Genomic DNA, 18,320 nt, shown 5'->3' with positions numbered 1-18,320 from the left:
ATGAGAGACAGTCTACCGGCTGAGCCCATGAGGAACGGGGAGCCGGGGCAGGTTGCGGAGGTGGGCGTGCACTGCGCCGTGTCTGGCAGGGGAGTTTTCTGGCGGCAGCGTCATTGCTGGGCCGCTGGCTCTTGCCTGCGCGGAGGCAGGCACTGCCTGAGTGCAGGTTTGCTTTTCTGGTCTTCTTACCGTACGGTAGGTAGGTCGGAAGAGAGAGAGGAGTCGGGCCAGCCGGCCGCCCCACTCCGGACAGGAGAAGATGATATGGACGAATTCATTATTCAGCCGGCGCTGCATCAGGCGGTGGGCGGCACCACCCTACTGGTGGCATTGGTCGCTGCGGTACTGACCGTGATGGGTGCCCGCCGGGGCAAGTTCACCCAGGCCGCGTCCATTTCCATGATTGCCCTGCAGGTGGCGCTGCTGATCCAGACGCTGATTGGCATCAAGCTGCTGGACCAGGGCATGGGCGTGATGCAAAAGTACGTGCACTACCTGGGTGGCATCGGCGCTGTGGGTCTGCTGGTGCTGTTTTACTGGCTGCCCTGGCGCTCGGACGGCGCCCGCCCCAGAGGAGCGGCCGGCTTGACCTTGGCCTCCTTGGCCTTTACGGCGATGGCTTTTTTTATCGGCAACTACTACGTGAACAGCCTGCAGGGCTGAGGCCTTTGCCGGCCGGCCTGGACCCGGGCCTGAATGTGTATACTGTACCTATTCGGGCCTATCCCGGCTGAGTACTCGCCGGGTCCAAGACTGGCCCTGAATCTGGAGGTGGCGTATGAGACAACCCAACACTGTTCCCTGCTGCGCCGCCCCCGAAGCTCTTCGCTAGCTTCCTGCCTCTATCTGGCCTGAGGGCGGCTTCCCGAGTCGCCCTTTTTTCATGCCGTTTGGAGGCACATTTTGTCCTTTTCCCTTTTTAAAGCTGCCACCCTGACTCCTGAGACCACCACCGAGGCCCAGCGTTTGGCTCTGGGTCAGCTGCTGAGCGACCGCTACGCTCGCAGCTGGCCCGAAGAACCGCCGCTGGTGCCCGAGCTGGAAGCCAGGACACTGTTCACCAAAAGTGCTGGATCGTGGCGCCGCGTCTGGGCCGTCTGGGACGGGGCCGCCGCACTGGCCTGGGCCCAGCTGGAAGGCAGCCATCAGCACAACACCCACTCGGCCAGCCTGAACCTGCTGGTTCACCCGGATTATGAGGCCATGGCTGGCGATGCGCTGCGCCGCACACTCTGGACGGCTGTCGCTGATCCTGCCCGGGCGCAGGGCATAAAGATTGTCGCGACCTGGGGGGTAGACCGTTACCCGGAGGGGCTGGCGTTCCTGCCGGCAGCTGACCCCTATGCGTTGCACCGCTGGACCCGGGTGCCGGACGAGTATCTGGCGCGGGTGGCCGACCTGCAGGCGGTCATCAACGACATGCCCACCGGAGATTCCGAGCTGGGTGAGCTGGTCTACACGCCGCAGAACATCCGCGACCGTGAGGCGGAGGTGGCGGCCGACGGCGAAACCCGCTTTATGACCGCGCTGGAAGACACCCGCACGGGCCGCCTGGTCGCCTATTCCGAAACCTACTGGGGGCCGCAGCGCCCGGAACTGGCATACCAGGGCGCGACCGCCGTGCGGCGTGAGTGCCGGGGGCTGGCCCTGGGCAAATGGGTCAAGGCCGATATGCTGCGCTGGCTGCGAGAAGCAGCGCCGGGCGCCCGCTTCATCAAAACCAACGTGGCCGAGGAAAATGACGCCATGAACGCGCTGAACCGGGCGCTGGGGTTCCGACCCTACGCCGTCACGACCGAATGGGAGGTGCGGCTGTAGCCTAAGCTGGAACGGAAGCGCCCGGCGCGGGGGCAGTCAGGCCGCCGAACCTGCAAAGCGCACCCGCAGCCCGCGCAGTTCGTAGCCCTTGATGACCTCGTTGTAGCCCACCGACGGGTCGCGGCGCAGTTCCAGGTCGCGCCAGATCAGCAGCCGGCGCAGGAACACGTCGCTCTCGCGGATGGCTAAAAAGGCGCCGGGGCAGCGGTGGTGGCCGTCACCGAACGACAGCACCGGGTCCTGCACGCCGCGTGGCAGCGGGCGGTGGGGGCACAGCGCCTCGGCGTCCTCGCCCACCACGGCCTGGTCCACGTTGGCCTGCTGCACGTTCAGCGCCACCACCGAGCCGGCGGGAATGGTCACGCCGCCCACTTCCAGCTCGCGCTGCACCCGGCGGAACAGCTGCGTGACCACCGGCTCCAGCCGCAGAATCTCGTGCAGCACCGCGAAGCGCTCCTGCTCGGGGGCGTGCAGGTAACGGCCGCGCAGCTCTGCGTCGTGCAGCAGGTGCCAGGCCGCCGCCGAGATGAACTCGCGGGTGGTGACCATGCCGGCGGTGCCGTAGGTGAGGCACTCGGTCAGGATTTCCAGGTCGCTGTAGCCGCGCTCCAATAGATAGGAGATCAGGTCGTCCTGCGGGTCACGGCGCCGCCGGGCGATGGCGGGTTTCACGTCCAGCAGGAAAAAGTTCAGGGTGTGCCCCTGCATCAGCAGGCCGCGCGCCGGGCTGAGCTGATTGGTGCTGACCGGGTTACCGTCGCCGCCGGATTCCACAAAGTGGGTGATGCGGCGCTCCATGCCCGGCACCGCCGAATCGGTCAGGCCGATGACCTGCGCCGCCACCCGCACGGCCAGCTTCAGCGACAGGTCATCCAGGTTCTGCTCGCCGCCTTGCCACAGCTCCGCAATCAGGTCGTCGGCCAGCGCGGCGATAAACGGCTGGTACTCGGCCACGTGCTTGGGGGTGAAGTAGCGGGCGGTGGCCCGGCGCATCTCGTGGTGGTGTTCGCCCTCGGCGTACAACACCGGCGGGCGCCCCAGCATCCCGGTTTCGGTGGCGCTTTCGGCCATGAAGCCGGCCTGCGTCACGTCTTCCGAACGCAGAATCTGGCGCGAGAGGTCAAAGGAACCCACGTAATATACGCCGTCGTCGCCGCGCTGCACCGTCTGTGGGGGCTGGGGCGGCAAGCTGGGGCGGCGGGTCAGTGAGGCGGTCTGGGCAGAGCCGCTGGAAGGGCCATGAAAAGGGCAGCCGGAGGAAGCAGGCGTGGTCATCGGGAAAGCTCCTTGTGGTGGGGTTCTTGGTGGTGGCCTTGTGTGGGTTCTGTGTGGTGGGGTGAGGTGTCAGAAGGGGAAAGGGGACCGGCAGGATGCAGTGCCCGCAGCGCCCGGCTGAGGGTGAGCGTGTCGGGCAGGTCCGGCTGCGCCGCCAGCCCGGCCAGCGGCCTGCTGATGAATTCCAGCACGGTGCTTTCAGCCTGGGCCTGCAGCTGCCGCCCGGCCGCGCTGAGGTGCAGTTCGCTGCGTCGGGCGTCCTGGGCGTCGGTCTGACGGAGCAGCAGCCCGGCCGCTTCCAGCCGTGTCAGCGTGCGGCTGATGTCGTAGCGCGGCACGTTCAGCGCCTGCGCCAGCGCACTGGGCTGCTGCGTCCCGCCGCCGATGTAGCTCAGCACGATAAATTCACGCAGCGACAGGCCGTGGTGCCCGCGCAGTTGCCCCTCGCCGGCGCGGGTCAGGCCCTGCCAGGCGTCCCACAGGCTCATCAGAAACTGCATGGGGGGAGAGGCGGTGTCCGTCATTGATTGCAGTATGCAACCACTTGATGACGGCTGGATGACAAAGCGGTCAACCATTTCCCCAGGGCAACCGTGGCATGTCATGCGGTGCCAGGCGGCAGCGGTACGGAATACTGCTGGGCATGTCCCCCACCCGGCGCGAGTTTCTGAAATACGGTGCCCAACTGATCGGCACGGCGGCGGCGTTTGGGGGCGGCCTGACCCTGCTTACCCGCCGCGCGGCGCCGCCGGGGGAGGAAGAAGCGGCCTCGGCGGCTGCATCCGGCACCTCGGCAGCAGCCCGCCAGACCGACGAACGCGGCGACCTGGTGACCCCGTTTGCACTGGCGACGAGTTACAACAATTTCTACGAGCTGGGCTGGGACAAGAGCGACCCCGCCCGCAACGCCGAGCTGCTGCGCCGTTACATTGCCGGGCAACAGCCCTGGACCGTCACCTTCAGCGGTGAGGTGGAGCGCCCCGGCACCTATGACCTCTCGCGGCTGCTCGGTTGGGCTGACCAGCAGGAGCGCATCTACCGCCTGCGCTGCGTGGAAGCCTGGAGCATGGTGATGCCCTGGCGGGGGCTGCCGCTGGGTGACATTCTCCGGCGGGTGGGGTATACGTCTCAGGCGCGCTATGTGCAGTTCACGTCGGTGTTTGCGCCCCAGGCCCTGCCGGGGCAGCGCTCGGCCACGCTGGACTGGCCCTATGTGGAGGGCCTGCGGCTGGATGAGGCGCTGCATCCCCTGACCCTGCTGGCCACCGGCCTGCACGGCGAGGACCTGCCGGCCCAGAACGGCGCGCCGCTGCGGCTGGTGGTGCCCTGGAAGTACGGCTTCAAATCGGCCAAGAGCATCACCCATATCACCCTGACCCGTGAGCAGCCCGCGACCACCTGGCGGGTGGCGGCGCCGCAGGAATACGGCTTTTATGCCAATGTCAACCCGGAGGTGCCGCACCCCCGCTGGTCACAGGCCACCGAGCGGCGACTGGACGGCAGCGGCGGCCTGCTGAGCGAGCGGCGCGCCACCTTTCCTTTTAACGGGTACGCCGAGCAGGTGGCCGGGCTGTATGCCGGGCTGGACCTGCGGGAGAATTACTAATGTCGGCCGTGACCTCCCGCCGGCCGCGCTCCCGTCAGGCGCCGCTGCCCTGGTTGAAGTCGGCCGTCTGGCTGGGCGGGCTGCTGCCGCTGGCGGTGATGGCCCTGGACGCCAGGACCGGAGCGCTGGTGGCCAATCCGCTGAAGCGGTTGCTGTTGCAAACGGGCCTGCTGGCGCTGCTGACGCTCACCCTCTCGCTGGTCTGCACGCCGCTGCGCCGCTGGACCGGCTGGACCTGGCCGGCCCGCATTCGCCGTGAGCTGGGGTTGCTGGCTTTCGGCTACGCCGGCGCTCACCTGCTGCTGTATCTGCTGGACCAGGACGGCCTGAGCGGCCTGCCGGCCGACATCGTCAAGCGGCCGTTTATCACGGTAGGGGCGCTGGCCCTGGCCCTGCTGCTGCCTCTGGCCCTGACCAGCGGCAAGAACAGCGTGCGGCAGCTGGGCTATCTGCGCTGGCAGCGGCTGCACCGGCTGGTGTATCCGGCGGCGGCGCTGGGCGCACTGCACTTTTACTGGGGCGTGAAAGGCGACAAGACAGAGCCACTGCTCTATGCCGGCGTGCTGGCCGCGTTGCTGGGCTGGCGGTTGTGGCAGGCTGTGCCGCCTAAGGCGGCCGGGACGCCGGCCCGGCGACAGTAAGCCGGTTCAGCCGGGCCATACCGTGATGCTGCCTGTTGCGCCGTCCAGCCGCACCCGTGCCCCCAGCGGGAGCGTCAGCTGCGGCGAGGTGTGCCCGAAGTCCACATTCGCCACCACCGGCAGGTCCTCACGGCCAGCTTCTTTCAGCACGCGGCGAATCCACCTGTGCAGTTCGCCGTGCATTGCGTCTGTGTAGCCGCGTGGCAGGGCAAACAGCAGGCCACTCAACTCCTGCAACACCCCTTTGGCCGCCCAATTCCGCAGCCAGTAGCCCACCTGCGCAGGCGTGGGTACATCGTTGCTGGTTTCCAGGGCCATCACCGCGCCGCGCCAGAGGTGAAGTGGCAGCTCGCCGGGCGTCCCGCTCAGCATGTCCAGAATCTCGATACAGCCGCCCAGCAGGTGGCCTTCTATGGCCGTTTCACCGCCTTGCAACCACAGCCAATCACCTTCCGGGCCGGTGGGCCTGAAGGGCCGCCGGATTTCCTGCGCCGCCACATCGTTCCAGTCCTGCGGCGCTTCGGTCCTTTCCGGGGCAACATTCAGGGCGTAGCTTTCGCGGCCGAAGGCCCGCTGAATGAACCGGGCTGTGAACGGGTGAATGCCGCCATTCTCGGCCAGATCGGTCAGCACGGCGGGGCCGTGATAGGCCATCACGCCCGCTTTCAGAAACTGCGTCAGCATCACCGTGGCGTCGGAGTAGCCCATGAAAGCCTTGGGACGCCGCCGGATCAGGTCATGGTCCAGAAAAGGCAGCAGCCGGAGAGAATCGTCGCCGCCGATGATGCTCACCAGGCCGTCTATGTCGGGGTTTTCCAGCGCCCAGTGCAGGTCGTCGGCGCGGGCCTGCGGGTTCTCGTAGAGGTACTCCGGTCCCCGGAAAGCGTTCGGCGCGGCCACGATTTCCCAGCCCAGCGACTGGGCGGCCTGACGCACGCCGGCAGCGTAGCGGTGCGGCACCTCGGATACGAAACCGGCACTGAGGCTGAGCGCGGCCACGCGGGAACCGCTCACAAGGGGCCGGGGACGCACGAAGCGGGGAGTGTCCATAGGCCAGAGTAGCTGGGAAGGCGCGGCGGCCGTTAAGCGAAGTGGCTTATTCCGCCGGAGTCGCTGGCCCGGCCTGCTGCTTACAGGCCCAGCAGTCCCAGCGGCGCAGTGACGCCCAGTTCCCTGGAGAAGTCCTGCACCATTTTCCGTTCCTGTGGGGTCGCCACCGTCACCTTGCCGCCCAGGTCCGGCAGCGAGCCGCTGCTCTGCGAGCGGGCCAGTTCGCCCAGCACGCCGCTGAAATCCACCTGCGGCAGCCCCAGCGCCAGATTCACTTTTTGGCGGATAAAGGCGTAGCGCTCGCGGCTGAGGTTCTCGCGCACCAACCCCTGTTCCAGCGCGGCACGGGCCTCCGCCACCGAGCTGCCCAGCGCCCGCACAGCCTGCACGGCGGTCCAGGCGTTCACCGGCTCACCGGCCTGAACCCCTGCGTAAATCTGCTGAAGCTGCGGGAAGGTGCCGCCCATGCTTTTTCTAATCTCGCGGCGAATCCGCACGAACTTTTCCACCTCGGCGCGGGTGAGCGGGGCGCTGAGGTCTTCCGGCCGGCCGGCGCGGGGCTGCGCCGAGGCGGGGGCACCGTTCAGGGTGGCTGTCACCTGCCCGGTCAGGTTCCCGATGGCCGGCTGCACGAACCCGAACCAGCCCACGCCCAGCAGAATCAGGCTCAGTGCCAATGAGCCAAAGCAGCCCAGGGCGCTGCAACCCAGGCGGCGAATCATGCGGCGGCCTCTGTCGGGCGGGGTCGGTGGGGCAGGTTCATGAAGGCAGTCTAGACGCTGCTGGATTCTGCGTTGCTTGGTGCTGCGCCGCTTGGTGCTGCTCGCGTGTTCGCTGCCGCTCACGGGCCTGCAGCCAGCCCCAGAACAGCACGCAGGCCAGCAGCGCTTCGGCCAGGTCGCCCCAGTAGTACATTCGCCGCGCCGCTGCCTCGATAACAGCGGGCGCTTCTCCGGTGCCGCGCGGGTACAGGCCGGCGAACATCAGCTTGCCCAGAATGGAGTGCAGCGCCGCGCCGGCCAGCAAGGTTGCCAGCCGCCAGCGAAAAGGTGCCCGCAGCGGCGAGGGGTCCACCCCGGCCACCACTGCCGCATAAAGAAACCCGGCGGCAATCACGTGAAAGTGGACCAGCAGGTGCAGCCAGCCGTTTCCCAGCATGACGGCGTACAGCGGGGTGAGGTACAGCAGGTACATGCCACCCACATTCAGCGTGAGGGCCACCAGCGGATTCATCCACCAGCGCAGTGGTGCGCCGTGCAGGGCCGCCGCCACCCGCCGCGCCGCCGGCACGGGCAGCCCACGCAGCAACAGCGTGACCGGCTGGCCCAGTACCAGTGCCAGCGGGGCGAACATGCCCAGCAACATATGCTGCGTCATGTGAACGCGCAGGTTGGCGTGGCCGGCAACCATCAGGCCAGGGCTGAGGCCGTAGCCCAACATGGCGATACCCAGCGCGAACAGCAGACTGCGGTGGGGCGGCCAGCGGCGGCCCTGCCGGCGTTGCCGCAGCAGCAGCGCGGCGTAAGCCAGTGCCACGCCCACCACCAGCAGAGACAGCAGCATGATGGGATCGAAACCGCTGGCTCCATGCATTCCGGTTCCGTGCATGCCAGCTCCATGCATTCCGGCCCCGTGCAGCCCGGCAGGCACCGGGTGCAGGTGGTGGGCGTGGTTCATTGCGGCTGCCGCGCGGCCGGGTCGGCCAGGCCACGGCGCCACAGCACTGCGCCGGTCAGCAGCAGGGCCAGGGCAATGGCGTTCCAAGTCAGGTCATACGGCAAAATTTCCACGCCGTAGCGAATCTGGTGGATTTCCAGCACCTTGTGGTTGATGGTGCCGTCCCACAGCTGAAAAGCGCCCATCCCGGCGATGATGCCGGCCGCCAGCATCCGCCCCGAAAAGGCGCGGGCCTTGAGCATGTCCACCATCATGAAGCTGCCGGCAATCAGGGCAATCATCTGCGCGGCGTGAAATAGGCCGTCGCTGAACAGGCCCACCTTAGGGGTGGACTTGTCGTAAAAGTGGTGCCAGGCCAGCAGCTGGTGCAGGCCGATTTCATCTACGGCGGCCACCAACCCCACGCCGATCAGAAAGCCGATCCAGGCGTTGCGGCTCAGCTGGGCGTGGGACAGCGGGAAACGGACGCGGGCAGCAGGGGAAAAGGTCATGGGTCCTCCGGTGTGCAGTGGCGGCGTCTGAAAAGAAGAAAGAGTTTGGGTGCTCTTCTTTTTATCCTGCCCGTGCCTCCTCTGTCAAATCGGCACCGCCGGGCGTCAACTGGGCGAGTGCCACACCAGCAGCGCCCGCCCCCGCTCCAGACTGGCGGTCACAGGCCCGCCGGTAAGCGCCTCGTTGCTGAGGGTCCAGCCGCTGCCGAGTGGAATATCCGCCCCCTGCAGCGGCCAGCGCACCCCACTCAGCGAGAGGCCGCCCAGGTCGCTGAGCGCCACCACGCTCAGGGTGGTGCCCGGCGCCAGCTTCAGGCTCAGGCCGGTGCCGCCGACCAGCGGCCGGGCGTGTTCGTCGCCGCTGGTCAGCCAGAGGTCCAGCCCCTGTTCTGCCAGCCGCACCGCGCCCAGCAGCAACGCCGCCGCGTGGTCGAACCGCCCGCCGAAGGCTCCCACGACTGCCAGCCGGGTGCAGCCGGCCGCCAGCGCCAGCTGAGTGGCCAGTTCGCCATCGGTCTGGTCCTTGGCGGTGGGGTGAACTTCACGCGGCGCGTCCAGCTCGGTGCCAGTTGATGAATCGAAGTCGCCCACCCAGCGGTCCACCGCCAGGCCCAGTGCGGCGGCGTGCCGGGCGCCACCGTCGGCGGCAATCACCAAGTCGGGGGCCGGCAGCCAGCTCAGGTCGGCCGGCAGGCGGAGACGCCCGGCCACCAGCAGCCAGGCGGTGCGCGCCGGCGCGGGCGGCTGCGTGGTTGATGGTTCGGGATGGACGGGCATCACCCTGCCGCCGTTCCGGGGCTGGCCGGCGCAGGCTCATCGGACGCACGGTCGTCGGGCAGCAGCAGGGTGGTTGCCTCGTCCACTTGCAGGCGCAGCTGCAGCCCGCTGGCCGGGACACCTTCCAGCAGCTGGCTCTCCCGGGGGCTGAGGTGCAGTTTTAGCCTGCCCAGTGGGTGCCTGACCGTGACTTCCTGTCCCGAGTCGGTCAGCTGCGTGCGCGTGACCGGCCAGGGGTCGCCGGCGCCCAGGCGCAGCGCCTGTTCGGGAATCACCCTGGCCTGGCCGGTGCCTGGGAGCGCAAAAATGTTGCTATGGCCCAGAAAAGCCGCCACCCAGGCGGTGGCCGGCCGGGCGAAGAGCTCGGCGGCGCTGTCCACCTGCACGAGTTGCCCGGCCCGCATCACCGCCACCCGCTGCGCCACCGCCAGGGCCTCGCGCTGATCGTGGGTGACCAGCAGCGCGGCGGCCCGGGTCTGCGCCAGCAGGGTTTTCAGCTCGCCGCGCAGTTCATGCCGCAGTTTCTCGTCCAGGTTGCTCAGCGGTTCGTCCAGCAGCAGCAGCCCGGCGCCGGTCGCCAGGGCGCGGGCCACCGCCACCCGTTGCTGCTGCCCGCCGCTCAACTCGTCGGGGCGGCGGGCCGCCAGCGCCGAGAGGTCCACCAGTGCCAGCGCTTCCTGGGCGCACCGCTGCGCCTCGGCACGTGGCACCCGGCGCATCCGGGGCCCGTAGGCCACGTTGTCCAGCACGCTGAGGTGCGGAAACAGCGCGTAGTCCTGAAAGACCATGCCCACCCCCCGCGCCTCGGGCGGCTCACGGGTCACGTCCTGCCCGGCCATCCTGATCTGGCCGCTGTCCGGGCGTTCCAGTCCGGCCACCATTCTCAGTAGGGTGCTTTTGCCACAGCCGCTGGGGCCCAGCAGCGCCAGCGTTTCGCCGTTCGCCACGTCCAGGCTGAAGTCGTTCACAGCGGCGGTCTGCCCGTAGTGCTTGCTGAGGCGCTGAATGCTGAGGGCGGGAGCAGGACTGGACATCTTCTTCTATTGTGAAGCATGACTCTTCAGCCTGACCAGCGTACGGCCCTTCTCCTGGTGGATATCCAGGAAGGCTTTCGCTCTCCTGTGTGGGGACAGCGCAACAATCCCCAGGCTGAGGCGCAGGCGGCGCGGCTCCTGGCCCGCTGGCGCGAGCGGGGCTGGCCGGTCGTTCATATTCAGCACCTGTCCGGTGAGCCGGATTCGCCACTGAAAAAGGGCAGCGCCGGTACAGCCTTTCAGGCGGCCGTGCAGCCTCTACCCGGCGAGCCGGTCATGACCAAATCGGTCAACAGTGCCTTTATCGGTACGGGGCTGGAAGAGTATCTGCGCTCTCAGGCGATAACTGGTCTGGTCATCGCTGGACTGACCACCGACCACTGCGTCAGCACAACCACCCGCATGGCGGGCAACCTGGGCTTTCAGACCTGGCTGGTCGGAGACGCTGCGGCGACCTTTGGCAAAGAAGATGCTCAGGGCCGGTTTTTTGACGCCGAAACCCTGCACCAAGCTCACCTTGCCAGCCTGCACGGTGAATTTGCACAAGTGGTGCAAGCTGACGAGCTTTTGCAGGGCTTGGCCCAATAGCCTTCAGGTCACTTCGCCCTCGCCGCCGTCCAGCAGCCAGAAGCTCAGCAGGGCCAGAGCCAGCAGAATGGTTGCCAGGGCGCAGGCTTCGCCCAAGTTGCGCTCGCCGGGGCGGCCCAGTTTCTGGTACAGCTCCACGCTGAGGGTGGCCCATTCCGGCCGGGTCAGCACCAGCGTGGCGCCGAATTCGCCCAGCACCGTCGCCAGCGAGAGCGCCATGCCGCCGCGCAGGGCCGGCAGGGTCAGCGGCAAGGTCACGCTGCGCCAGCTCTGCCAGCCGCTGGCGCCCAGGGTGCGGGCGGCTTCCAGGGTGTGTTGCGGCAGCGCCCGTAGTGCCGGCAGCAGTGAGCGGGTCACCAGCGGGCAGGCCAGCAGGGTATAGGCGGCAATCAGCATCGGCAGTGTGGCAGCCTGGCGCGGGTAGGCCAGCAGGTAACCCACGGCCAGCGATACCGGCGACACCATCAGCGGCAGCATCGAGAGCAGGTCCAGCAACCGCGAGCGGGCGCGGGCGGCCCCCAGCGCGTGTAGCCCGCCCAGCAGCGTGGCGCCCAGCAGTGCCAGCGCCCCAAAGCGGAGGGTGTTGCCCAGGGCGTGCCCGGTCTGTGGGTCGTTCAGCACCACCTGCCAGAAACCGAGGGTCAGCCCGGCTGGCCCCACCAGCCCGCGTGCCACCACCGCCAGCAGCGGCACAAAACACAGTATAAACACCAGCGTCATCAGCCCCAGCCCCAGCCAGAGCGTGCCCCCAGTAGCGCGCGGCAGCTTGCGGGCCGGCGTGCCGCGCGCCGAGCCGGTCAGACCGACATAGGCCCAGGTCGCCGCCAGTGTCAGCAGCAGCTGGCCCACGATCAGGGCGCTGGCCTCGCCCAGCCGCAGCTGATAGGCGGTCAGGGTATAGATTTCCACTTCCAGCGTGGCGTATTTGGCCCCGCCCAGCACCAGCGGTAGCCCGAAGCTGAGCGCCGAATACAGAAAAGTCAGAATGGCCCCGGCCGCAATGCCCGGCAGTGCCAGCGGCAGCCCCACATTCAGCGCCGCTCGCCAGCCGGGCGCCCCCAGCGTGCGGGCGGCCCCCGGCAGCGAGGGCGAAATCCGCGAAAAACCGCCGTGGCTGAGCCGGATCATCACCGGCAGGTTGAAAAAGAGGTTGCCCAGCAGAATCAGCAGCGGGCCGTCGCTGGGCGAAAAAGGCAGCAGGCCGCTCAGCCAGCCGCGCGGCCCCAGCAGGGCGTTCAGCCCCAGCACCGCCACCAGCACCGGCGTCACGAACGGCAGCAGCAACAGCCGCAGCATTACCTGCCCGCCCGGCAGCCGGTAGCGCGAGAGCAGGTAGGCCAGCGGCACCCCCAGCAGCAGGGCCAGCCCCGCTGTCAGCCCCGCCTGGGCCAGAGTCCAGAGCAGCCGGCGCTGAAAATACGGCTGGGTCCAGACCTCTAGCTGAATGCCGCCTTCCAGCAGGGTGCGGGCCAGCGGCAGCGCCAGCAGCAGCGCCAGAAACAGCAGCGAGGGCGCGGCAATCAGCCAGCCACTCAGCGAGTCACCGGGAAAACGGCCCAGGAAAGCCTTCCAGGCAGCCGGGGCCGGGCGCCGGGTCATTCGGCCGCCCACCCGCTCTGCTGCTTGCTGCCGCTCGCCGCGTTCACTTCCGCTGCACGTTTTCTACCCAGGCATCTACCACAGCCTGCGGGTTCTGGGTCAGTTCCGGCTTGACCGGCTTCAGCTCGGTGGTTTCGGCCAGACCGAACACCGGGTCCAACTGGGTGCCCTCGGCGGCCGGGTACACCCACATGTTGGTGGGCAGGTCCTTTTGCACTTCCGGGTTCAGCATCCAGTCCACGAAAGCCTTGGCGGCGGCTTGGTTGCCGGCACTTTTCAGAATGCCCACCCCTTCCAGCTGCAGGTAGATGGTGCCGGGAATAAACAGGTTGCCGGTAGGTGCCTCGGCCGGCAGGCTGGCTGGGTCGTAGTTCTCGGCGTAGAAGACCTCGGCGGCCGGGCTGGTGCCGTAGCTTAACACCAGCGGGTATTTGCCGCCGGAACGGGTGAATTCGGTGTTGTAAGCGTCACTCCAGCCGCCCACGATTTTCATGCCGTTCGCCTTGGCCGCGTTCCACCACTGCCAGGCGCCCTCTTCGCCCAGTTCGTTGACGGTCGCCAGCAGCAGCGCCAGCCCCGGCGAAGACGTGGCCGGCGAGGGCACCACCAGACGGCTGGCATAGTCCTTGTTCTTCAGTTCGTCCAGTGTTTTGGGGAGCGGTAAGCCGGTCTTGGCCCAGGCAGCCCGGTCATAATTCAGGGCCACGATGCCGTAGTCTACGGTGTTCAGCAGGCCGTCTTCATCCAGGCGGTACTGCGCCGGCACGCTGCTGAGTGCCGGGCTGCGGTAAGGCTCCAGCAGGCCTTCGGCGCGGGCACGCGGCAGCATGGAGTTGTCCAGCCCATACACCACGTCGGCCAGCGGCGCTTTCTTGGTCAGAATCAGGCGGTTGAGCATCTCGCCGGCGTCGCCCGCCTTGATGATCTGCACCGTCACGCCGGTCTGCTGCTTGAACTTGTCCAGCATGCCGTCGCTCAGCGCAAAGGAATCGTGGACAATCACTTTCAGGTCGCCGCCGATCTTGTCGCGGTTCTCGGCTGCGCTGCTGCCGCTGGCCGCCGGGGCCTGACCTTGGGCCGCAGGCGCCGCTGAGGTGGTCTGACCGGCGCTGGCCTCAGCCATGCCTGTCTGCGTGGTGCTGGTGGCTGTGCTCTGTACCGAAGTCGCCTGGCTTGAGCCGGTCTGGGCCGAGCTGCTGCTCTGTTCCGGGGCGTTGCAGGCGCACAGGGCCAGCAGGGGAGAAAGAATCAAGGCAGATTTGTAGTTCATGCGCGCTCCTCCGGTCGTCCGCCGCAGGAGCCGGAAGCGGTAACCCGCTTCGCCGTATCGCTCCCTCCGCTGGCACGACCCAGTTCAGGTTCTGAGGGTATATCTCAGCCCCGCCTGACCGCTGCTGCGGCCCGGGGGGCACCCCTGCGTTCCGGGCCTGAGCATAGCAGAAGTGCCGCCAGCGCCGGTTTCCGGTAGAGATTGGGCGTTCGCTAAAGTGGCGGGTATGGCGACTCCGGGCAGCATTTATCTGATCACGTGGACGGTGGTGCAGGACCCCCAGGGCCGGGTGCTTCTGGCCCGGCGCAGTGGCGCCCACTTTGCCGATGGTCTGTGGAACCTGCCCGGTGGCGGCATAGAACCCGGCGAGGACCTGCGGGCGGCGGCCGCCCGTGAGGTGCGCGAGGAAGTGGGCCTGGAACTCTCGCCGGAAAGGCTGGAGTCGCTCGGCGTCAGCTCTTTTGACCAGACAGATGGCCAGGGCCTGCCGGTGCGGGGCGTCTCTTTCTTCTTCCGGGCACACTTCTGGAGCGGCGAGCCCCGTCCGCTGGACAAAACCGGCGCTCTGCTCTGGGCTGACCCGGCTGCCTTGCCACCGGGCTGCTTGCCCTGGCTGCCGCGGGCGCTGCAGCTGCATCTGCTGCAAGGCGCCCGGCTGACTCAGCAGCTTGGCGGAGTGGATCAGCCCGAGTGGACCCGGCTGGATTGAAGCCGGAAGTTGGGGGCAGCCAGACACCTTACCTTCTGACAAAAATCTATTTCTGAAACGGCGAGAACCCGCCAGGTGAGAGCATCTTTAAAAATTGAGATCGTATAAACAGCACCTTTTCCAAACCTACAGCTTCCACTCAACAAGCTCTCCGGGACTTGCGGCAGACTGCTTAGCGTAACGGAGCGGGTATCATATTCCGCTGAGTCCGCGCTTCCCGTCACGATTCCAAGTATCTGGAGGTACTTTCTATGACTAATATGATCAATGACCAGCTGGTGCGCCTGTCCGACCTGAGCCGCGACGACCAAATGACCTTCTTCAACGACAGCGACGTCTTCAACCCCATCGGCGCTACCGCCTACGGCGCCAACGGCGAGAAGATCGGTAGCGTCCGTGACGCGCTGGTCGTGGCCAACACCGGTGGCATCCGCTTCCTGATCGTGGACGTCGGCGGCTGGTTCAGCAGCAAGGAAGTGCTGGTGCCCGTGGGCTACGCCCGCATCGACGACAGCGGCGTGTACTTCGACAACCTGACCAAGGACCAGGTCGGCGCCATGCAACAATACCGCTACGGCGAAACCTACACCGACGATCAGTACAGCGAAGACCAGTTCATGCAGGACGAGCGCGTGCTGCGCGGCGACATGGACGAAGGTCAGTACCGTGAACGCGCCTACCAGACCCCTGGCCGTCTGCAGTTGCTCGAAGAGCGCCTGACCGTCAACAAGGAACGCTTCAAGGCTGGCAGCGTCCGTATCGGCAAGCACGTCGAAACCCGTCAGGAGCAGGTTGAAGTGCCCCTGCAGCGCGAAGAAGTGGTTATCACCCGCCACGAAGTGACCGACGGCAAGGCTGTGGAAGGCGCCCGCCTGGGCGAAGGCCAGCAGACCATGCAGGTGGATCTGGAAGCCGAACGCGCCAACATCGGCAAGGAAGCCTACGTCACCGAAGAAGTGGAAGTCGGCAAGCGCGCCGTGACCGAAACTCAGACCGTGACCGAAACCGTGGGCCGCGAAGTGCTGGATGTGGACCATGACGGACAGGTAGACGCGAACGACGCCAATACCGCCCGTACCGACATCAACGGCACCGACACCGGCCGCCGCTCCTAAGTCTTAAACTTCAGCCGAAAAAGGGCGGGTCTATCCCGCCTTTTTTCTTAGTTGCCTGGGCAGCCGGACTTGAAATTATGTCAGGCCAACCCAGGCAGGAAAAGAGGTCAAGTCATGACCGATGAACATCTGAAACCGGGTGAACGCCACCTGGAAGCCAACGAACAAACCCAGACTCCGGAGGTTCCCGCTGCTGGAGCGACCGACCAGAGTGCAGCTCAGGTGCCAGCCACCCAGACTCCAGTGGCTGGCCTGTCTGAAGCTGGCAGCACTAGCGCACAGAGCGAGCGTGACCTGCGCAGCGAAGCCGCTACGCTGCTGGCCGGTCAGAGTGACCGTCTGGTGCTGTACGAGGAACGCGCCCGGGTAGATGTGGTACGTGAGTCGCAGGGCGCCGTGACGGTCCGCAAAGTCGTGACCGAGCGTGAAGAGATGGTGCCGGTCACGCTGCGCTCGGAATGCCTGGAAATCCTGGTGCATGAGGGCGCCGGCTGCGTGCGGATGGGTGACCAGGAGCTGCAGCCTGGGCAGACCTATCAGGTGGAACTGACCACCGAGCGCGCCAACATCCAGAAGGAAATCGTGCCGATCAGCGAAGTGTCGTTCGAGAAGCGTGCCGTTTCCGAGGACGTACAGCAGACGGTCACCCTGCGCCGTGAGGTGCTGGATATTGAAGATCCCCAGAATCTGGTGGCCAACCGGGCCGAACTGGACCTAGGCGCCGGCTCTGCCCACGACACGGACCAGACTCCGCGCTGAAATAAATTGCCCTGTGACACAAGGCTTCCCGCGCTCCAGCGTTGTGGGAGCCTTTTTCATGTCTCTTTGACCTATCATAACGCCATGGCTTCTGACCGGCCTTCTGCCCGCGAGCTGACCGCCGCCGACCTGCAACCCACTGCGGATGGCTCGCTGACACTGCGTAGCCAGCGTTTCGGGCAAACATACGGCTCGGCCTTTGGTGCTGAAGCTCAGGCCCGGCAGGTATTCGTGGCCGGCACTGGCGTGGCGACGCTGGCCCGCCCACGGGTACTGGAAATTGGGTTCGGGGTGGGGCAGAACCTGCGCGCAACGCTCTCGGCGCGGGGTGAGGGGGGCCCCCTGGATTATCTGGCCTATGAGTACGACCCGGTGGCGGCCGGGCTGCTGGCTGAGTTATCGCAGGGATCAGCCGGCGCAGAGCATCCAGTCTGGCAGGAGGTGCTGCTCTCCTGGCCCCCGCCGCCGGGGGGAGAACTGCAGATCGGCGTGCGCCAGCAGCTTTTGCGGGTGCGCCAGATGAATGTTCTGACTGCCGAATTGCCGCTGGACTGGGCTGATGCGGTGTACCTGGACGGCTTTTCGCCTGAAGCCAACCCTGAGCTCTGGACCGAGGAATTTCTGGCACGGGTAGCCCAGGCGTTGCGCCCCGGCGGCGTGGTGGCAACCTATTCGGCTGCCGGCCGGGTGCGGCGCGCACTTCAGGCGGCTGGGCTACAGGTGGAAAAGTGTCCCGGCCCTCCCGGCAAGCGGGAATTTCTGCGGGCTGTGCGGCCATGAGCGATACAGGCCTGAGCGGCACAGAGCTGCTGGTGGTGGGGGCAGGCATTGCTGGCGCCGCGGTGGCGTACTGGGCGGCGCAGGCCGGCTGGCAGGTCACGGTGGTGGACGCTGGTCCGGGAACGGCGGCCAGCGAGGTGCCGTCCGCCCTGCTGAATCCGGTGCGGGGGCAGTCGGGCAAGGTGCCAGCGCGGGCCGCCGAGGGCCTGGCGCTGACTTGGGCGCTGATTGAGCAAATGGAAACCCAGGGACAGCTGGTGCCGCATGGCCGCACAGGTGTTCTGCGGCCGGTGCCGGATGAGGCGACCCAGCAACGCTTCCAGCGTAACCTGTCTGGCCTGGAGCACAGCTGGTGGGCGCCGCAGGAGGTGCCCGACCTGGCCCCGGGCTGGCAGGCCGCGCTGTTTTTGCCGCAGGGTGGTTGGGTAGACGGTGCCGCCCTCTGCCGCGCCCTGCTGAACGTGTCCGGAGCCCGGCGGGTGACTGGCCGGGTGGTCGCCGCTGAAGGCAGCTGGGTCCAGCTGGCCGACGGCACCCGTCTGGCGGCCGACGCGCTGGTCTGGTGTGGGGGCAGCTTCGGATCCGATATGCGTCCAGAAGGCCAGCAGCCGGCGCAGGGCCACCGTGCCGGCACCCTGTTAAGGCTGGCCCAGTCACCGGGCCCGCGGCCGCTGAGTTTTGGCGGCTACCTGGCACCGGCAGCGGTGGGGGGCATATTGGGCGCCACCTTCGAGCGGCCGACGGCACACTGGTCGGCGGTGCAGTTGCCGCTGTCTTCGCTGGACTGGTTGCTGGAACGCGGCGGGCGGCTGCGGTCCCTGGCCGGCCTGGAAGTGAGCGGGCAATGGAGCGGTACCCGCTTGAGCGGCCTGCGCGCTGGTCCGGCTGACTTGGGGACAGCTGCTCCGGAACAGGGGAGAGCAGGGCAGTGGGAGCTGACTGGGCTGGGCAGCAAAGGCTACCTGCTGGGCCCGTTGCTGGCCCGCGAGCTGGTGGCCCGGATAACCGGGGAACCAGCCCGGTCCTGAACCCTGCCCTGCAAATCAAGCGCTGATGCAACGCCGGTCTGCAGGAGCGGCAGGCGGCCCCGGCGGCCGTCCATTACAATGGAAAGCAATGTTGGAATTACTC

General features: G+C 67.1%; 20 protein-coding genes and 1 riboswitch. Of the genes, 10 read left to right on the top strand and 10 right to left on the bottom strand.

What is annotated here, in order from left to right; all coding sequences use genetic code 11:
- Window positions 1-264: 264 nt before the first annotated feature.
- Both OCI36_RS05060 and OCI36_RS05055 read left to right on the top strand, forming a co-directional pair.
- The gene (locus tag OCI36_RS05060; RefSeq protein ID WP_261663989.1) at window positions 265-663 is read left to right on the top strand and encodes a hypothetical protein; all 399 of its coding nucleotides are present in this window, start codon (window positions 265-267) and stop codon (window positions 661-663) included.
- A 240-nt stretch (window positions 664-903) separates the two neighbouring features.
- Window positions 904-1,818 (top strand): GNAT family N-acetyltransferase, encoded by a 915-nt coding sequence (locus tag OCI36_RS05055; RefSeq protein WP_261663988.1) that lies wholly within the window; start codon window positions 904-906, stop codon window positions 1,816-1,818.
- A 36-nt stretch (window positions 1,819-1,854) separates the two neighbouring features.
- Here OCI36_RS05055 and OCI36_RS05050 read toward each other — a convergent pair whose 3' ends face one another.
- Both OCI36_RS05050 and OCI36_RS05045 read right to left on the bottom strand, forming a co-directional pair.
- Window positions 1,855-3,093, bottom strand: coding sequence for a cytochrome P450 (locus tag OCI36_RS05050; protein ID WP_261663987.1), 1,239 nt, complete (start codon window positions 3,091-3,093; stop codon window positions 1,855-1,857).
- Window positions 3,090-3,617: a MarR family winged helix-turn-helix transcriptional regulator gene (locus tag OCI36_RS05045; RefSeq protein WP_261663986.1), complete on the bottom strand. Its 528-nt coding sequence runs from the start codon at window positions 3,615-3,617 to the stop codon at window positions 3,090-3,092. The genes OCI36_RS05050 and OCI36_RS05045 overlap by 4 nt, the downstream gene beginning before the upstream one ends.
- A 119-nt stretch (window positions 3,618-3,736) precedes the next feature.
- Here OCI36_RS05045 and msrP point away from each other — a divergent pair, with 119 nt between their 5' ends.
- Window positions 3,737-4,699: a protein-methionine-sulfoxide reductase catalytic subunit MsrP gene (msrP, locus tag OCI36_RS05040; RefSeq protein WP_261663984.1), complete on the top strand. Its 963-nt coding sequence runs from the start codon at window positions 3,737-3,739 to the stop codon at window positions 4,697-4,699.
- 98 nt (window positions 4,700-4,797) lie between these two features.
- Entirely contained in the window at window positions 4,798-5,340 is a 543-nt protein-coding gene (locus OCI36_RS05035) for a sulfite oxidase heme-binding subunit YedZ (protein ID WP_261664381.1), read from the top strand.
- 6 nt (window positions 5,341-5,346) lie between these two features.
- On the opposite strand, the gene OCI36_RS05030 is transcribed toward OCI36_RS05035, so the two are convergent.
- From OCI36_RS05030 to OCI36_RS05005, 6 genes are all read right to left on the bottom strand, one after another.
- On the bottom strand, window positions 5,347-6,390 hold the full coding sequence (locus OCI36_RS05030; protein ID WP_261663983.1) for a S66 peptidase family protein: 1,044 nt from the start codon (window positions 6,388-6,390) through the stop codon (window positions 5,347-5,349).
- A gap of 80 nt (window positions 6,391-6,470) precedes the next feature.
- The gene (locus tag OCI36_RS05025) at window positions 6,471-7,112 is read right to left on the bottom strand and encodes a hypothetical protein (RefSeq protein ID WP_261663982.1); all 642 of its coding nucleotides are present in this window, start codon (window positions 7,110-7,112) and stop codon (window positions 6,471-6,473) included.
- Window positions 7,113-7,149: 37 nt separating this feature from the next.
- Entirely contained in the window at window positions 7,150-8,067 is a 918-nt protein-coding gene (locus OCI36_RS05020; RefSeq protein ID WP_261663981.1) for a cytochrome c oxidase assembly protein, read from the bottom strand.
- Window positions 8,064-8,558, bottom strand: coding sequence for a DUF2243 domain-containing protein (locus tag OCI36_RS05015; protein WP_261663980.1), 495 nt, complete (start codon window positions 8,556-8,558; stop codon window positions 8,064-8,066). The genes OCI36_RS05020 and OCI36_RS05015 overlap by 4 nt, the downstream gene beginning before the upstream one ends.
- Before the next feature lie 105 nt (window positions 8,559-8,663).
- On the bottom strand, window positions 8,664-9,335 hold the full coding sequence (locus tag OCI36_RS05010) for a thiamine diphosphokinase (RefSeq protein WP_261663979.1): 672 nt from the start codon (window positions 9,333-9,335) through the stop codon (window positions 8,664-8,666).
- A complete protein-coding gene (locus OCI36_RS05005) occupies window positions 9,335-10,369 on the bottom strand; it encodes an ABC transporter ATP-binding protein (protein WP_261663978.1) in 1,035 nt (344 codons plus the stop codon). Before OCI36_RS05005 ends, OCI36_RS05010 begins: the two co-directional genes overlap by 1 nt.
- 18 nt (window positions 10,370-10,387) lie before the next feature.
- Between OCI36_RS05005 and OCI36_RS05000 the strand changes: the two genes are divergently transcribed.
- Complete coding sequence (locus OCI36_RS05000; RefSeq protein ID WP_261663977.1) at window positions 10,388-10,957, top strand: cysteine hydrolase family protein; 570 nt, start codon at window positions 10,388-10,390, stop codon at window positions 10,955-10,957.
- Between the two features lie 3 nt (window positions 10,958-10,960).
- Here the strand turns inward: OCI36_RS05000 and OCI36_RS04995 are convergent, their stop codons facing one another.
- Together OCI36_RS04995 and OCI36_RS04990 are read right to left on the bottom strand one after the other, a co-directional pair.
- Window positions 10,961-12,556 carry an ABC transporter permease gene (locus tag OCI36_RS04995; RefSeq protein ID WP_261663976.1) on the bottom strand — a complete coding sequence of 532 codons (1,596 nt, stop codon included), beginning with the start codon at window positions 12,554-12,556 and terminating at the stop codon, window positions 10,961-10,963.
- 43 nt (window positions 12,557-12,599) lie between these two features.
- Window positions 12,600-13,826: a thiamine ABC transporter substrate-binding protein gene (locus OCI36_RS04990; RefSeq protein WP_261663975.1), complete on the bottom strand. Its 1,227-nt coding sequence runs from the start codon at window positions 13,824-13,826 to the stop codon at window positions 12,600-12,602.
- 44 nt (window positions 13,827-13,870) lie between these two features.
- A riboswitch (TPP riboswitch) is annotated at window positions 13,871-13,982 on the bottom strand.
- Between the two features lie 70 nt (window positions 13,983-14,052).
- Between OCI36_RS04990 and OCI36_RS04985 the strand changes: the two genes are divergently transcribed.
- From OCI36_RS04985 to OCI36_RS04965, 5 genes are all read left to right on the top strand, one after another.
- Complete coding sequence (locus OCI36_RS04985) at window positions 14,053-14,535, top strand: NUDIX hydrolase (RefSeq protein ID WP_261663974.1); 483 nt, start codon at window positions 14,053-14,055, stop codon at window positions 14,533-14,535.
- A gap of 251 nt (window positions 14,536-14,786) precedes the next feature.
- On the top strand, window positions 14,787-15,650 hold the full coding sequence (locus OCI36_RS04980; protein ID WP_261663973.1) for a PRC and DUF2382 domain-containing protein: 864 nt from the start codon (window positions 14,787-14,789) through the stop codon (window positions 15,648-15,650).
- Window positions 15,651-15,764: 114 nt separating this feature from the next.
- Window positions 15,765-16,409 carry a YsnF/AvaK domain-containing protein gene (locus OCI36_RS04975; protein ID WP_261663972.1) on the top strand — a complete coding sequence of 215 codons (645 nt, stop codon included), beginning with the start codon at window positions 15,765-15,767 and terminating at the stop codon, window positions 16,407-16,409.
- Window positions 16,410-16,493: 84 nt separating this feature from the next.
- Window positions 16,494-17,189: a tRNA (5-methylaminomethyl-2-thiouridine)(34)-methyltransferase MnmD gene (gene mnmD, locus OCI36_RS04970; RefSeq protein WP_261663971.1), complete on the top strand. Its 696-nt coding sequence runs from the start codon at window positions 16,494-16,496 to the stop codon at window positions 17,187-17,189.
- The gene (locus OCI36_RS04965; RefSeq protein ID WP_261663970.1) at window positions 17,186-18,217 is read left to right on the top strand and encodes an FAD-binding oxidoreductase; all 1,032 of its coding nucleotides are present in this window, start codon (window positions 17,186-17,188) and stop codon (window positions 18,215-18,217) included. The genes mnmD and OCI36_RS04965 overlap by 4 nt, the downstream gene beginning before the upstream one ends.
- Window positions 18,218-18,320 lie beyond the last annotated feature (103 nt).

The organism is Deinococcus sp. Marseille-Q6407 (assembly GCF_946848805.1).
GTDB lineage: Bacteria > Deinococcota > Deinococci > Deinococcales > Deinococcaceae > Deinococcus.
The sequence above is the reverse complement of the archived record's forward strand: the minus strand, read 5'-3'. Positions and strand labels throughout refer to the sequence as shown.